Genomic DNA, 15,881 nt, shown 5'->3' on the forward strand with positions numbered 1-15,881 from the left:
AAGCCTGTATTTAAAGGAATGGGTGCGTAGTCTTTTTGATTTTTCTCGCTGCCTGTAAAAATCTCATTGATGTAAAGTTTCACTTTATTTTAGAAGGGGATTTTCAGTTGCTTCTTTTTTGTATTTCAGCCTAATTTAAATTCCGTTAACAAATATTTTTATAAAGGTTTAATCAACAAAAAGATTTTAAAATGGTATGTTGAGCAAGTGGAATTGCTAAAAAGAGAATATCCATTCGAAGAGTTTGGCAAAATACTGTAAGGGTAATGTTTTCTTGTGCAAATATGTAAACGATTTAAACGAATCAATGAAATTTATAATGAAGGGGCAATTAAATATATGAGTGAAACATTACATAAAAGAAAACCACCATATGTAATGCTTGTAATCCTTTTTATTGGGGCATTTGTTTCATTTCTAAATAACTCCCTTTTAAATGTAGCCTTGCCATCAATAATGAAAGATTTAAACATTCAAGATTATTCAACGATCCAGTGGCTTTCTACAGGGTATATGCTTGTAAGTGGTATATTAATTCCGGCCTCAGCATTTTTAATAACGCGTTTCTCGAATAGGAGCCTATTTATTACATCTATGGTGATTTTTATTCTTGGTACTGCCTTAGCGGCTGTAGCACCTAACTTTGGTTTATTACTTACTGGTCGGATGGTTCAAGCGGCAGGCTCTTCAGTTATGGGACCTTTGTTAATGAATATTATGCTAGTAAGCTTTCCAAGAGAAAAAAGGGGAACAGCAATGGGGATTTTTGGACTAGTTATGATTACAGCTCCAGCAATTGGGCCGACACTATCAGGTTATATTGTAGAGTATTATGACTGGCGTTTGCTTTTTGAAATGATTTTACCGTTAGCAATCATTAGCTTACTGTTAGGGATTTGGAAATCTGAGAATGTCATGAAACAAAACAAAAATGCAAAACTTGATTATCTCTCATTACTATTATCTTCTGTCGGTTTTGGCGGTTTGTTATATGGATTCAGTTCTGCAAGCTCCGATGGTTGGACAAATAAAGTTGTCTTAACAACCTTAATCATAGGCGCAATTGCCCTAATTGCTTTCATTATTCGTCAATTAAAAATGGATGAGCCGTTATTGGATTTACGTGTTTACAAGTACCCAATGTTTGCACTTGCGTCTGTAATTGCAATTGTCAACGCGGTGGCCATGTTTTCGGGTATGATTTTAACACCAGCTTATGTACAAAACGTCCGTGGCATTTCTCCGCTGAGCTCTGGACTGATGATGCTTCCAGGTGCGGTTATAATGGGGATTATGTCACCAATTACAGGTAAACTATTTGATAAATATGGTCCTCGGATTCTTGGCATAGTGGGGCTTTCCATTACAGCTGTTTCAACTTATATGTTGGCAAGTCTGCAAATTGACTCTAGTCACACACATATTATTCTTATCTACACACTGCGGATGTTTGGGATGGCGATGGTTATGATGCCACTTATGACAAATGGTCTTAATCAATTGCCAACTCGCTTAAACCCGCACGGTACAGCTGTTAATAATACGGCTCAACAAGTGTCCGGTTCGATTGGTACTGCTATTCTTGTTACGATTATGAACTCTGTAACAAAAACAAAAGCTGAAAGTTTAATGTCTCATATAGATCCAACAACCTTTACAGAAACTACGAAGGCAATAGTAACTCAGAAGGCTTTATTATCTGGAATTCAATATTCGTTTTATGTAGCGCTTGGCATGAATGTTGTTGCACTACTATTAGTTTTTTTCGTTAAACGTGTAGATACAAGTGCGGAAGCTGTCGAGAAGCTAAATCGGTAGAGAAAAATAAAACGCTTGATAATGATTCCTACAAGTTTTTTGCTGCTAAGGCGCCGGTATTTAAAGCTGGAAAAGAACTAAAAGAAGCAGGGAAATAATTATATAGTAAAAGAGGACCTGATGTTCATATCAGGTCCTCTTTCATTAGTAACACGGTATACTTGCTTATCGTATTGGTTTAACTAAACTACTGATTTTTCGAATACTACAATCTTAAGCTCGTCAACTTCTCTATTTTTGGGGTGTTTTAGAAGAAAAATGAATCAAAATAATCGTTTTTATAAACAAATACAAGAGATGAGATCCGTTTGCAATTTCTCATAAACATTACAAGTTTAGATTATCTTTTAACACCAACATTAAAAGGCTCCAACTATATTTATTCGCTTCATTTTAATTTAGTATTTTTCTACAAGTTATAAGTCTAATTGCCAAGCTTATACGTAATATCATAATCATGAATAGTTAGGGAAAAGATAAAATAAGGTAATCAATTACATATCTTTATCCCAGGCGATTAGTTGCTATTTCCTCTTTATTAAATGGGATATGTTATTTCATGCTTTTTTGAAAGGATGTTTTAAATGGAAAAAAAAGTATCTGCCATTCCTCAGCCGAAAACATATGGACCGCTGGGTAATCTCCCATTAATCGATAAAGATAAACCGACCCTATCCTTTATCAAGATAGCGGAAGAGTATGGTCCCATTTTTCAAATTCAAACTTTAAGTGATACCATTATTGTCGTTTCCGGACATGAACTGGTAGCAGAAGTCTGTGACGAAACACGGTTCGATAAAAGTATAGAGGGTGCTTTAGCAAAAGTTCGCGCCTTTGCTGGAGACGGATTATTTACAAGCGAGACTCACGAGCCTAACTGGAAAAAAGCTCATAATATTTTGATGCCTACATTTAGCCAACGGGCAATGAAAGATTACCATGCTATGATGGTTGATATTGCTGTACAACTCGTTCAAAAATGGGCACGGCTTAATCCGAATGAAAACGTGGATGTTCCGGAGGATATGACTCGTCTTACGTTAGATACAATTGGTCTATGTGGTTTTAATTACCGATTTAATAGCTTTTATCGTGAGACCCCTCATCCTTTTATTACTAGCATGACTCGTGCTCTAGATGAGGCGATGCACCAATTGCAGCGGCTGGATATAGAAGACAAACTTATGTGGAGAACGAAACGTCAATTTCAGCATGATATCCAATCTATGTTTTCTTTAGTAGATAATATTATTGCTGAACGTAAAAGTAGTGGAGATCAGGAAGAAAATGATTTACTTTCCCGTATGTTAAATGTGTCAGATCCGGAAACTGGTGAAAATTTAGATGATGAAAACATTCGTTTCCAAATTATCACTTTTTTAATAGCTGGGCATGAGACAACAAGTGGATTGTTATCTTTTGCAATTTACTTTTTATTAAAGAATCCGGATAAATTGAAAAAAGCCTATGAAGAAGTAGACCGTGTTTTGACAGATCCTACTCCAACATACCAACAAGTTATGAAACTGAAGTATATACGGATGATTTTAAATGAATCACTGCGTCTATGGCCTACCGCTCCAGCATTCAGTCTCTATGCAAAAGAAGATACAGTGATTGGCGGGAAATACCCAATTAAGAAAGGAGAAGATCGTATTTCTGTTCTTATTCCACAGCTACATAGGGATAAAGATGCATGGGGAGACAACGTGGAAGAATTCCAACCTGAACGATTTGAAGAGCTGGATAAGGTTCCTTATCATGCTTATAAGCCATTTGGAAATGGCCAGAGAGCATGTATCGGTATGCAATTTGCACTTCATGAAGCCACTCTTGTAATGGGAATGCTTCTTCAACATTTTGAATTAATCGATTATCAAAACTATCAGCTGGACGTAAAACAAACATTAACGCTAAAGCCCGGTGATTTTAAGATTAGGATTCTACCCCGAAAACAAACTATTAGCCATCCTACTGCTCTTCCACCTACAGAGGACAAGCTGAAAAACGATGAAATTAAGCAACACGTCCAGAAGACACCTTCTATTATTGGGGCCGATAATCTTTCGCTTCTTGTTCTGTATGGCTCGGATACAGGGGTAGCAGAAGGTATTGCAAGAGAATTAGCGGATACAGCTAGTTTAGAAGGGGTTCAAACGGAAGTGGTAGCTCTTAACGATCGAATTGGAAGTTTACCAAAAGAAGGAGCGGTACTTATTGTGACTTCTTCTTATAATGGAAAACCACCAAGTAATGCAGGGCAGTTTGTGCAATGGTTGGAGGAACTAAAACCGGATGAGCTAAAAGGTGTTCAATACGCAGTTTTTGGTTGTGGAGATCATAATTGGGCTAGTACCTATCAACGGATTCCAAGATACATTGATGAGCAGATGGCTCAAAAAGGAGCAACAAGATTTTCTAAACGCGGAGAAGCAGATGCAAGTGGTGATTTCGAGGAACAGCTTGAGCAATGGAAACAAAGTATGTGGTCTGATGCAATGAAGGCATTTGGATTGGAGCTCAACAAAAATATGGAAAAAGAGCGCAGTACTTTGAGTTTGCAATTTGTCAGTCGTCTTGGAGGATCTCCTCTTGCACGAACATATGAAGCAGTTTATGCATCTATACTAGAAAATCGTGAACTCCAATCATCCAGTAGTGATAGAAGTACACGACATATCGAGGTATCCTTGCCAGAAGGCGCTACATATAAAGAAGGAGACCACCTTGGAGTGTTGCCAGTTAATAGCGAGAAAAATATCAACCGAATTTTAAAACGTTTTGGATTAAATGGGAAGGATCAAGTTATACTGAGTGCAAGTGGACGAAGTATAAATCACATACCTTTAGACAGTCCTGTTAGTTTATTGGACCTTCTTAGTTATAGTGTTGAAGTTCAAGAAGCAGCCACTCGAGCACAAATACGAGAAATGGTAACATTCACAGCATGTCCTCCTCATAAAAAAGAATTGGAAGCATTATTAGAAGAAGGAGTTTACCATGAACAAATACTAAAGAAACGGATTTCAATGTTGGACCTTCTTGAAAAGTATGAGGCTTGTGAAATCCGATTTGAACGCTTTTTAGAACTTCTTCCTGCGCTCAAACCGCGTTACTATTCTATTTCAAGCTCTCCACTCGTTGTACAGAATCGTCTGAGCATTACGGTCGGTGTTGTTAATGCGCCTGCATGGAGTGGGGAAGGGACATATGAAGGAGTCGCTTCTAATTACTTAGCTCAGCGTCATAATAAAGATGAGATTATCTGTTTCATTCGAACGCCACAATCAAACTTTGAATTACCTAAAGATCCAGAAACACCAATTATTATGGTTGGGCCAGGTACTGGAATTGCACCATTCCGTGGATTCTTGCAAGCGCGTCGTGTTCAAAAGCAAAAAGGTATTAACTTAGGAGAAGCACATCTATATTTTGGTTGTCGTCATCCTGAAAAAGATTATCTTTATCGTACAGAACTAGAAAATGATGAAAGAGATGGATTAATCTCTTTACACACAGCTTTTTCTCGTCTAGAGGGACATCCAAAAACATATGTACAGCATTTAATAAAACAAGATAGAATCAATTTAATTTCGTTATTAGATAATGGAGCTCATCTTTATATATGTGGTGATGGAAGTAAAATGGCTCCGGATGTAGAAGATACCCTTTGTCAAGCATATCAAGAAATTCATGAAGTCAGTGAACAAGAAGCAAGAAATTGGTTGGATCGTGTGCAAGATGAAGGGCGATATGGAAAAGATGTTTGGGCTGGTATATGACTGTTTCTTAATTAGATACATATTAACTAATGAACTTCTTTCGAATAAATTTCACTTTATTAGTATAGTGTATTTAGATGAATAGTGATTAACCGGACTATTTAGTATCTACTAAATAAAAAACAGGACCTGATATGCATCTATCAGGTCCTGTTTCACATAGACATTATACATCGATATTTTCCACGCATTATCAATGTTTGCAATGTAGTTAGCCTTTTGAGTCAGCTATAAAATCAGATATTATTTTTTCAATATCAAAAGGAGTAATCCCTTTATCCAAAGAAAAAATGCTTTCTGCTTCTTCGATGTCTTGAACGAGTTCACCTCTAGCTTCAATATGTAATCGGAACAAGTCATATAAATTCGGTTTAACTAAATTAGTTAAAGCCTTCCCAACTAGTATCATACCTTTTTGATTAGCCTCGATGGTATTATCATAAGTTAGATCTCTTGTAAGAGACAAATCTGTCCAAATCAATTTTCGTTCCTTTAAGTCTAAAATAACTGGAATAGAGATTTGGGTGTCGGCAGTAATATCCACTTTATCTTGAACAGTAGAAGGTTCAAATATTTCACCTGAACCAGGATATTGACGAACCATCCAACCAGTAAAGCATTCTGGTAAATCTTTATACGGTTGGTCTGTGTAAGAAAGCAAAGTCATTACTACATAGCGTGCACCATATTTCAGCACAGACGGAATATCGAAATCAATGAATTCAGATGCCCCCTTTGGTGCAGAAGTAATATCTCCGCTATGGTAGGCTTTGAAATTTTTTGAACGTAAGTTCGTGAAGGATACATGTTCTTTGTATTGCCAATCTTCGTCGTACATTGCAGCAGATAAATCAATGTCAACGCGTCCTGTATGTTGTCCATTCACATAGCCTTCTTTCCACCATAGGAAAAAACGAATCGTATCTCCTTCTGGCAAATCTACTTTACTTCCTCGAGATAATGTGCGAAGCGCTTTGTTGGCTGAACGTTGAGAGAAGGGAACTAAGTGATTTTTTAACTGTTCATCCAAAAATACTTTTCCGAGACTTGGAAGTTCTGCGAAGCGATTTTTTAAAGTATCTTCACACATTTTTACAATCATTAAACAAATATCCTCTGAGATAAATGGAAGTGTATTTTCAATACCTATAGCTTTTGCTACATTACCCTTTGGAAAAAAGGTGCGAAATTCATTTTTATCATTTCGATGCTTAAAATGAGCTGTGAGTTGAAGTAATACAGGAGTAGAAACGTTTCCTATTATACTTAGAAAATCTTCGAGAATATTGAAAACATCTGTTGACTTATCACTACATAAACGGATTAAATGATCCAAGCGTCTGGCAAATTCCCCCGGGCGAGTTTTTAAAAGATTTTTTGCTGTCATGATATCACGATTCAACAAAGCTGCTTCTATTTTTCCATTAAATGTTTCAACTTTAATGTTGTTGCGAAGAATCTCAAATGCTCGGTGGGTTTTTGGGAAACGAGTATGATATTCTGCTGGATGAAGAATTTCACCTAAACGAATCCAACGTTTTTTGTATCGAAGCATATCTTCGGTAATGTTTCCGCATTGCTCTAACAATCCTAAAAGGAAGCGTCTTTCTGCTCGGTTAAACTTCTTGAATCGGACGGAGGATGATAAACTCACATCGCCTTCAGATAAAGCAACTGCAAGGCGAAGAACATCAGTTGCTGTTTTAAAATACTTTGCAGCAGCATCGGCTGATATTTTTCTGTTTATTAATAAAACCCCAATTATAAAAGACATATTTTCCTTATGAGGAATTACATTAGGTAGAAAACAGGAAACATCTTCAGTGTGTGTAATAGCCCATTCTACATCCGTCTTATCAGTTGAGGAAATAGAGCTGTTTGCACTAATCAATTGAGAAATCATTTGATTGAAATCTTCTTCACTTCCTAAGTCAATAACTTTCAAATCAACTCTATCTAAAAGAGGGAGTCGTTCTTCTACTTTTGATACAGGTAGGCGCAACGTCACATAATGAATAATGGCATTGATGTATAAATCAGCGTCACTTAAATCCATCATTTGTTGCGGAAAGTTTGGATACATAGGAGTAAACTGAATATGTGCTCCAACCATTTCTTTTAAATGTTTTACCAACTCTTTGTAAAACGATGTGAATGCATCAACCGAAAGGGTTTGCAACTCTTCTATTAAAGGCTCGGAAAAAGTAAATCCTAAACTTTCCAAGTTTTTTAAAACAGTGGCTAAATAAATGTTCGGTAGTTTATTTTCTTCTCTTTTTATAATTACTTTCAAACTTCTTCTTATGTAAATAGAATTTTTCATGAGAACGCCAGCTATTCACGCCTTATAAAAGAGGGGAATAGTCTGACTGTCCTCCTTTCAGTGGTAGATTTTTATTTTTATATGTATAAACACACTAATTGTAGAAAAATGCACAGAGGGTACATAGCTATTTTTTAGTGAAAAATTAGGGGTATAACATTTAGTTGTTAAGTGGTAATTTGTTAATTAAGAAAAGAAAACCTCTACATCAATGGTTGATAAACTAAAGTTTATTCAATCCCAAAGAAGAAAGAGGTTTTATAGTCTAATTATTTTTCATAGGGAATTGACAACTCTAAAACAATTTGAAATTTCTACAAAGAAGGAAGAATTGTCATAGCCTATGTGTTTAGCAGGAAAGTAACATCCCTATTTCGCCAAAGAAGTTAGAAGGAAGGAACGTCATAGCCTGCTTTATTAGTATATTCTCTTGCGAAGAGCAATTCAAGTATACTGTCTGATTTTTTATTTTTTTCTTAAAGGGGAATTTTCATGATTATCCCGCATTAACGGGCAGCCAGATTGGTGAGGGTGATTAAAGTTTCACTTTATAAATAGCGAGACCATCACATGCCCTTTTTATAATACTATTACGGGAGGATTTTTATTTTTGATATATTATACCATTTATTTAATGGTATAATATGGTATGCGTTCTGTGGAATGGAGTTGAATGAGTATTATAAATACAAAAGGTGAAATTAAAAAAACGAAAAGAAAAGTATTACTAACTATACTTACTATGTTAGTAATTATAATTGGATTTGGATATTGGAAACTTTTTAGTTTGCAAGGTGTTCCAAAAGGGGAATTAATTCGAACAGTGAAATCTCCAGATGGAAAATATCTCATCAAGACTTATTTTCATAATGCAGGATCATTAAGTGCGGATGCTGTTAGGGGTGAATTAGTTAACCTTGATACAGATTCAGAGAAAAATATATATTGGAACTATCCAGATACAGATCCATATATTGAATGGGTAAATAAGAATATTGTTAGAATTGGAGATCAAACTTTAGATGTTTCACAGAAAGAAACCTATGATTGGCGTGATGACGATAAGCACGTTAAAGAAATGCCTAAACAGTTTATTAGATAAAATAAGAAAAATTAAATTTATTTAATCTTATTCGTTTAACTATAGATAGGATTATATGAGTGAAAAAGTCCATTTAGATTTTCTAAATGGACTTTTTTAGATTTCTAGATACGACTACTGATAAAAATGGAACAAACTTGTTATTTAGGTTGTCTATTAAGTATACGTATAAAACAGGGGTTCATGATAGTTCACTCATTTTATGAAAAGTGAGATGCAAGAGAGTGATATCCGATACACTCTTTAATTGTATCGATATGTATAACATCTAAAAAACATATATTCTTGAAAGAGGTTGAAAATGTATGATAGTCTTAAACAAGTTTTTTAACATTTTACATTACAAAAAGATGGTACCTGTAGTATTTCTTTCATGTGCAACGCTTATAGGCTGTTCTGATGGTAATACTCAATCTGAATTACCTAAACAAACGAAACAAACAAATCAAATCAAACAAGAAATTACTGGTAATGATTCTTTTGTTAAACTTGAAAAAGAATTTGATGCTAAACTCGGTATTTATGCATTGGACACTGATACGAATCAAACCGTTACTTATCAATCAGATGAACGGTTTGCATACGCATCTACCCACAAAGCTTTAGCTGTGGGAGTACTTTTACAAAAGAAATCAATAGAAGATCTAAATCAAAGAGTTTTGTATACCCGTGAAGATCTTGTTAATTACAATCCAATTACAGAAAAGTATGTTGATAGTGGTATGACCCTGAAAGAGCTTGCAGATGCTTCTCTTCGATATAGTGATAATACTGCACAAAATCTTATTCTTAAACAATTAGGTGGACCTAGTGAATTCAAAAAATCACTAAGAGAAGTAGGAGACACCGTTACAAATCCTGAACGTTTTGAACCAGAATTAAACGAAGTGCCTCCAGGAGACGTACGTGATACTAGTACCCCAAAGGCATTAGCTACTAGTCTTCAGGCTTTTACGCTAGGAGATGTACTTTCAACTGAGAAACGGGATTTATTAATAGATTGGATGAAAAGGAATACTACCGGAGACAACTTAATTCGTGCCGGAGTTCCAGGAGGATGGGAAGTAGCTGATAAGACTGGCTCGGGATCTTATGGAACCAGAAATGATATCGCAATTATTTGGCCACCAAATAAAAAACCAATTGTTCTTGCGATACTTTCTAATCATGATAAAGAGGATGCTAAATACGATGATAAGCTTATTGCAGAAGCAACCAAGATAGTGTTAGATGCTTTAAAAGTGACAAATAAATAATAATTGTAAATAGTTATTAATATTTTCCTGTGTACCCGTCACAATACTGTGACGGTCTTTTTGTGTATATTAAAAAGAATCTACTTAAGTAAAGAAAAAAGATAGAAACAATCCCTATTGAAATTATTAATTAAATAACAACAAATATACGCTTTATTGGATACTTATTGCATTTAAGGGGGGAGGTAAGATATCATCTTTTTTACATAAGTAAAATATTAAATAACAAATGAATTTTAGAAATTGCGCCTAAATTAAAGGAGAGTACGTTATGAATACAATCATGATTGTAGAAGATGATATAAAAATTGCTGAATTACTGGGAACTCATATTAAAAAATATGGATATCAAAGTGTTATTATAGAGGACTTCGAAAATGTCTTAGATATATTTCAAGAGATAAAACCAGATATAGTGCTATTAGATGTGAATTTACCTAATTTTGACGGTTATTATTGGTGTCGTAAAATACGAGCTATTTCTACTTGTCCAATTGTATTTCTATCTGCAAGGAGTGGAGAGATGGATCAAGTTATGGCTTTAGAAAATGGTGGTGATGATTACATTACGAAACCTTTTTATTATGAGGTTGTAATGTCTAAAATTCGTAGTCAACTCAGAAGAGCATACGGTGAATATGCTCCTAAAGTAAAAGAACGAATAGTTGAGCAATCGGGATTATTCCTGTTCCCAGAAAGAATGGAACTTCAATTAAATGATAAGACAATTTTACTTACTAGAAAAGAAACAACCTTATTAGAGATATTGATAACAAAGTCTCCGCTCCTTGTAAAACGTGAAGTGATTTTAGAACAATTATGGGATAGTTCATATATAGATGAAAATACATTGAGTGTAAATATAGGTAGAATTAGAAAGAAACTGCAAGATTTAGGTATCGAAAACGCATTGGAGACGGTTCGTGGTGCTGGATATCGTTTGCATGCTACTTGGAAAAAGGAAGGAAAGGAATAATGAAATTATTTTTACAAGAACATATCCCACTTATTTTTTATACATTTGCCCAATTGCTTATCATTCTTTTTATATATTGGTTTGATGGCTATCCACATATTTTGACAGCATTATATTCTGTATTTTTGGGTGTTTTTTTATTAATGGGTTATTTAATCTATCGTTATTATAGTCATCGTTCATTCTATAAGCGTCTATCAACACCAATGGAAACTTTAAATGAGTCAATAAAAGATAGTGATTTGACTCCATTATCAATGGCCTTAGAAACATTACTACAATCTCAATATCAATATTATCAAAACCAATTAAAAAAATGGGAACGAAAACAACAAGAGCAAATGACTTTTATGAATCAATGGGTTCATCAAATGAAAACACCTATTTCTGTTATTGAGTTAATTACACAAGATGCAGAAGACTCACGATTTGACAGTATTAATGAAGAAACGGAAAGAATCAAAAAAGGACTAGAAATGGTCTTATATGTTGCTCGCTTAGAAACATTTGAACAAGATTTTCAAGTGAACAGATTGCAGTTATTGGGAATGATTGATTCTGCTATTCATGAAAATAAACGTCTATTTATACGTAGTTATGTGTATCCAGAGGTAAAAGTAGATCCGAATCTTATTGTAGAAACAGATAAGAAATGGTTTCGATTTATACTCAATCAAGTATTGTCAAATGCAATTAAATATTCATCAAGTAAGAAAGAAAAAGTAATAGTATCGGCGTGTTCGAAGGGACGAGCAATTATCTTGGAAGTAAAAGATTATGGGGTTGGTATTCCTTCTGCTGATTTACCACGTGTTTTCAATCCATTTTATACTGGAGAAAATGGTAGGAAATTTAAAGAGTCTACGGGAATGGGATTATATCTTGTTAAAGAAGTATGTGAAAAATTAAATCATAAGATTGAGCTAGAATCTGAGGTAGGTAAGGGAACAAAAATTAGAATCATATTCCCGTATGCATCTCGTTAACCGATGAAAGGTATACCTTTCATCGGTTTTTCTTTTGAATCTTACAAACTTGTTAGATAAATGTTAGGAAAATCGATATGAGACATACTATATATAAGTTACACTTCATGTATCGAAAAGAGAAATGGAAGGTGAAATACTTGTGGAGATACTACATGTTTCAGATTTAGGGAAAGTTTATTCTGGGAAAATTTCTTATACAGCATTATCCCATATTGATTTAAAAATAAACAAAGGTGAATTTGTAGGAATTATGGGACCATCTGGGAGTGGTAAAACAACGCTATTAAATATGGTTTCTACTATAGATGCTCCAACATCAGGAGAAGTATTAATTCATGGAGAAAATCCATATCTGTTATCTCCAGATCAGTTGTCTTTATTTCGAAGACGTGAATTAGGGTTTGTTTTTCAATCATTTAATCTCCTTAATACATTGACAGTGAAAGAAAATATTGTTCTTCCACTTACGCTTGATGGTGTAAGCCCTAGAGAAATGGAAGGTAAAGTGGAAGCTATTGCTGAAAAACTAGGGATAACTGAAATATTAGATAAACGTACGTATGAAATCTCTGGTGGGCAAGCACAAAGAACAGCTATCGCACGAGCTACAATTCATAATCCGAAATTATTACTTGCGGATGAGCCTACAGGAAATCTGGATTCAAAATCTGCTAGTGATGTGATGGAATTATTGACAAAGCTTAATAAAGAAAATAGCACAACGATGATGTTAGTGACACATGATGCAATGGCTGCAAGTTATTGTGATCGAATTGTGTTTATCAAAGATGGACAGTTATACAATGAGATTTATTGTGGAGATAATCGCAAAGTATTTTATCAAAAAATTCTAGAGGTTTTAGCATTATTAGGAGGAAATGCAAATGACTTTTCGACAGTTCGCATTTAATAACGTCATTCGAAGTAAACGAACATATTTGGCTCATTTTTTAAGTAGTACGTTTGCTATTATGATTTTCTTTACCTATGCATTACTTGCATTTCATCCTAATTTACAAGGGGATCTTGCTGCTAGTATAACAATCAATACATTTGCAAAGTCAGGATTACAGATATCGCAGGGGTTAATATTTTTCTTCTCATTCTTCTTTATCTTATATTCTGTAAGTGCATTTTTAAAAACAAGAAAAAAAGATTTTGGAATTCTAATGCTACATGGGATGTCGCGTTCACAGTTGAATAAATTAGTATTTATTGAAAATATAATAATTGGTACCACTTCTATTTTAACAGGAATTACAATTGGAATGGCGTTCTCTAAGTTTATCTTAATTATGAGCAACAATCTGTTAATGATTGATAAAGGACTTCCATTTTACATGCCCTTTAAAGCAATTGGGATAACATTTGGAGCATTCTTATTACTATTTTTATTTATTTCACTTTTTACTTCTCGACTAATAAATGTAGAGCAATTAGTAGAATTAATAAAAGCAGAAGAAAAGCCAAAGCCTGAACCAAAAGCATCCCTTTGGCTATCTTTATTCGCACTTATTTGTATTGGATTAGGATATACGGCTGTTTTCCATAGTGTTAACGCAATTCATTACAAGGATGTGAAATATGTATTATTCATGATGGCGACAGGGGTGAGCTTTGTTGTACTTGGAACGTACTTCTTATTTACACAACTCAGTGTGTATGTGTTACGTGTATTAAAGAAAAGGGAAAATATTTTCTTTAAGAAAACAAACATACTCACCATCTCAGATTTAGTGTATCAATTAAAAGATAATGCAAAGATGTTTTTTATGGTAACTATTATTTCTGCTGTTGCTTTCACTGCAGTGGGGACTTGTATGGGATTAGGAAATTCATCCATGGCTGAATCGGATAGCCCTTTTGCATTTTCTTATCGGTCTTATAATAATAACAATTTAGAAAAAGAACATATAAAAAGGATTGAAAGTGAACTCAATGATGGCGGGTTTAATTTCAAACGAGTGACTTATTCAATCAAACAAATTTCGGATACCATTTATAACAGTAATTTTTTATTAAGTGTTATAAAAATAAGTGATTATAATAAGTTAGCTGAGGCATTTGGTTTTGAAAAAGAAAGCTTAAAAGATGAAAATGATAGTTTTGTCATACCATCAAGAAAAGTCACTAATACAAAATCTAATCAAAATAACTTTCAATTGTTGCATGGAAATATAAAAAAAGCTATGCATGTAAATAAAATACTAACGCCAAAAGAACTACAAGATACAAACATAACGACAATTATTATTCCGGATTCTGTATATAATCAAATGATTGTGGATCCAGACAATCAATACGGTCAATTCACTATCAATGGTTTTGTTGTGAAAGATTGGGAGAAAACAAAAAAAGTTGCTGAAAAAATCTTGGCTTCCTTACAGAAAGGGAATAAAGATATAAATGATTCTAGGGTATACAACGAATCATATCAATTTTCGGCTTTAATTTTTATATGGATAGCTATGAAGCAAAGTTTTGGAGTTGCATCTATCATGAGTGTATTAATAGGTATTGTTTTCTTTACGTTTGCTGCAAGCTTTTTATATTTCCGATTATACACAGACTTAGAACGAAATCAGCAGCAATATAAAATGATAGCAAAAGTTGGTTTAAGTAAACCTGAATTAAAGAAAATTGTGACACGTCAACTTGCATTACTATTCTTTTTACCCATTGTAATAGCAATTACACATAGTGCCGTAGCTTTTATGGCCTTGCAAAAGTTAGCTAATTTTTCAGTCTTGGGTAGTTCCGTTATAGTATTAGTTTGTTTCTTAGTCTTACAAATTATATACTTTTACTTTGTTCGATCTCAATACTTGAAAAAAATGTATAAAACGATTTTTTAATTCAAATATAATTTAAAAGAAGGAGAATATAGATTGAAAAAAAGAATTGGATTATTTATAGTAGCTGGTATTTCAATTACGATATTAGGAGCATATTCATTATTTGGTACAAAAGAATCTCCGGCAAATGGAATTTCAATAGAAGTAGGAGAGATAAGCGAACAAACAAGAAACTCTATAGTTGACTTGTACAAAGATATAACAACCTCGCAAGACTTATATCAATTAAAAGAAGGGACGATAGATAATAACAAGCTCAACATAAAGCTACCGACTAATTTTGGGGATTCTATGGATACTGCTACTAGTAATTTACTATTTATTAGTAGAACAACTGCTGAAAAAATGAATAAAAAGGGACTTATACGTGAAAGGGATAATAACGAGGGGCTCCTATATTCAGACCCTCTCGATTCGTTACCGAAAATAGGGAAAAATGAAACTATCATATTTGCAAATAAAGAATATAAAGACTTAAAAGAATTAACATTCGATAACAAAAAAATGAATGTTCAATACAAAGGGGATGTATGGCTATCTCCATATCGTGGTGGATCCAACGAAATCCTATTAATTGTAGATGATACATTATTTAAAGAAATAAATGGGAAAGAAAAAACTAGACAGATTCTATCTTTTAATAAATCTTTTGGGAATCTTAATTTAGTCAATCAAGGGAAAGCACCAGAATTAAGAAAGGAAATAGATAAAGTGAATATGGTTTTAGGAACTAAGGACAAGGGAGCCGTTAATTTTGTAAATATTACAGAGAAATAAATA

Annotated in this window: 10 protein-coding genes; 9 read left to right on the plus strand and 1 reads right to left on the minus strand. The window is 33.9% G+C overall.

What is annotated here, in order from left to right; translation table 11 throughout:
• Nucleotides 1-339: 339 nt before the first annotated feature.
• Nucleotides 340-1,818 carry a DHA2 family efflux MFS transporter permease subunit gene (locus tag B9A45_RS13460; protein ID WP_000005138.1) on the plus strand — a complete coding sequence of 493 codons (1,479 nt, stop codon included), beginning with the start codon at nucleotides 340-342 and terminating at the stop codon, nucleotides 1,816-1,818.
• 584 nt (nucleotides 1,819-2,402) lie between these two features.
• A complete protein-coding gene (gene cypD / locus B9A45_RS13465; protein WP_084064131.1) occupies nucleotides 2,403-5,600 on the plus strand; it encodes a bifunctional P-450/NADPH--P450 reductase in 3,198 nt (1,065 codons plus the stop codon).
• Nucleotides 5,601-5,811: 211 nt separating this feature from the next.
• Here the strand turns inward: cypD and B9A45_RS31615 are convergent, their stop codons facing one another.
• A complete protein-coding gene (locus B9A45_RS31615; RefSeq protein WP_142263057.1) occupies nucleotides 5,812-7,923 on the minus strand; it encodes a TerD family protein in 2,112 nt (703 codons plus the stop codon).
• 673 nt (nucleotides 7,924-8,596) lie between these two features.
• On the opposite strand from B9A45_RS31615, the gene B9A45_RS13480 reads away from it, so the two are divergent.
• The 7 genes from B9A45_RS13480 (at nucleotide 8,597) to B9A45_RS13510 (ending at nucleotide 15,878) form a co-directional block, all read left to right on the plus strand.
• Nucleotides 8,597-9,025 carry a DUF5412 domain-containing protein gene (locus B9A45_RS13480; RefSeq protein WP_000022542.1) on the plus strand — a complete coding sequence of 143 codons (429 nt, stop codon included), beginning with the start codon at nucleotides 8,597-8,599 and terminating at the stop codon, nucleotides 9,023-9,025.
• A gap of 305 nt (nucleotides 9,026-9,330) precedes the next feature.
• Nucleotides 9,331-10,281: a class A beta-lactamase gene (gene bla / locus B9A45_RS13485; RefSeq protein ID WP_000636458.1), complete on the plus strand. Its 951-nt coding sequence runs from the start codon at nucleotides 9,331-9,333 to the stop codon at nucleotides 10,279-10,281.
• Between the two features lie 271 nt (nucleotides 10,282-10,552).
• Nucleotides 10,553-11,257 (plus strand): response regulator transcription factor, encoded by a 705-nt coding sequence (locus B9A45_RS13490; RefSeq protein WP_001092331.1) that lies wholly within the window; start codon nucleotides 10,553-10,555, stop codon nucleotides 11,255-11,257.
• Nucleotides 11,257-12,243 (plus strand): sensor histidine kinase, encoded by a 987-nt coding sequence (locus B9A45_RS13495; protein WP_000765322.1) that lies wholly within the window; start codon nucleotides 11,257-11,259, stop codon nucleotides 12,241-12,243. Before B9A45_RS13490 ends, B9A45_RS13495 begins: the two co-directional genes overlap by 1 nt.
• A 142-nt stretch (nucleotides 12,244-12,385) precedes the next feature.
• A complete protein-coding gene (locus tag B9A45_RS13500) occupies nucleotides 12,386-13,156 on the plus strand; it encodes an ABC transporter ATP-binding protein (protein WP_002104182.1) in 771 nt (256 codons plus the stop codon).
• Complete coding sequence (locus B9A45_RS13505; protein WP_084064132.1) at nucleotides 13,131-15,101, plus strand: FtsX-like permease family protein; 1,971 nt, start codon at nucleotides 13,131-13,133, stop codon at nucleotides 15,099-15,101. The genes B9A45_RS13500 and B9A45_RS13505 overlap by 26 nt, the downstream gene beginning before the upstream one ends.
• A 33-nt stretch (nucleotides 15,102-15,134) precedes the next feature.
• On the plus strand, nucleotides 15,135-15,878 hold the full coding sequence (locus tag B9A45_RS13510; RefSeq protein WP_084064133.1) for a lipoprotein BA_5634 family protein: 744 nt from the start codon (nucleotides 15,135-15,137) through the stop codon (nucleotides 15,876-15,878).
• Nucleotides 15,879-15,881 lie beyond the last annotated feature (3 nt).

Origin of the sequence: Bacillus sp. JKS001846 (assembly GCF_900176455.1) — a bacterium.
Lineage (GTDB): Bacteria > Bacillota > Bacilli > Bacillales > Bacillaceae_G > Bacillus_A > Bacillus_A cereus.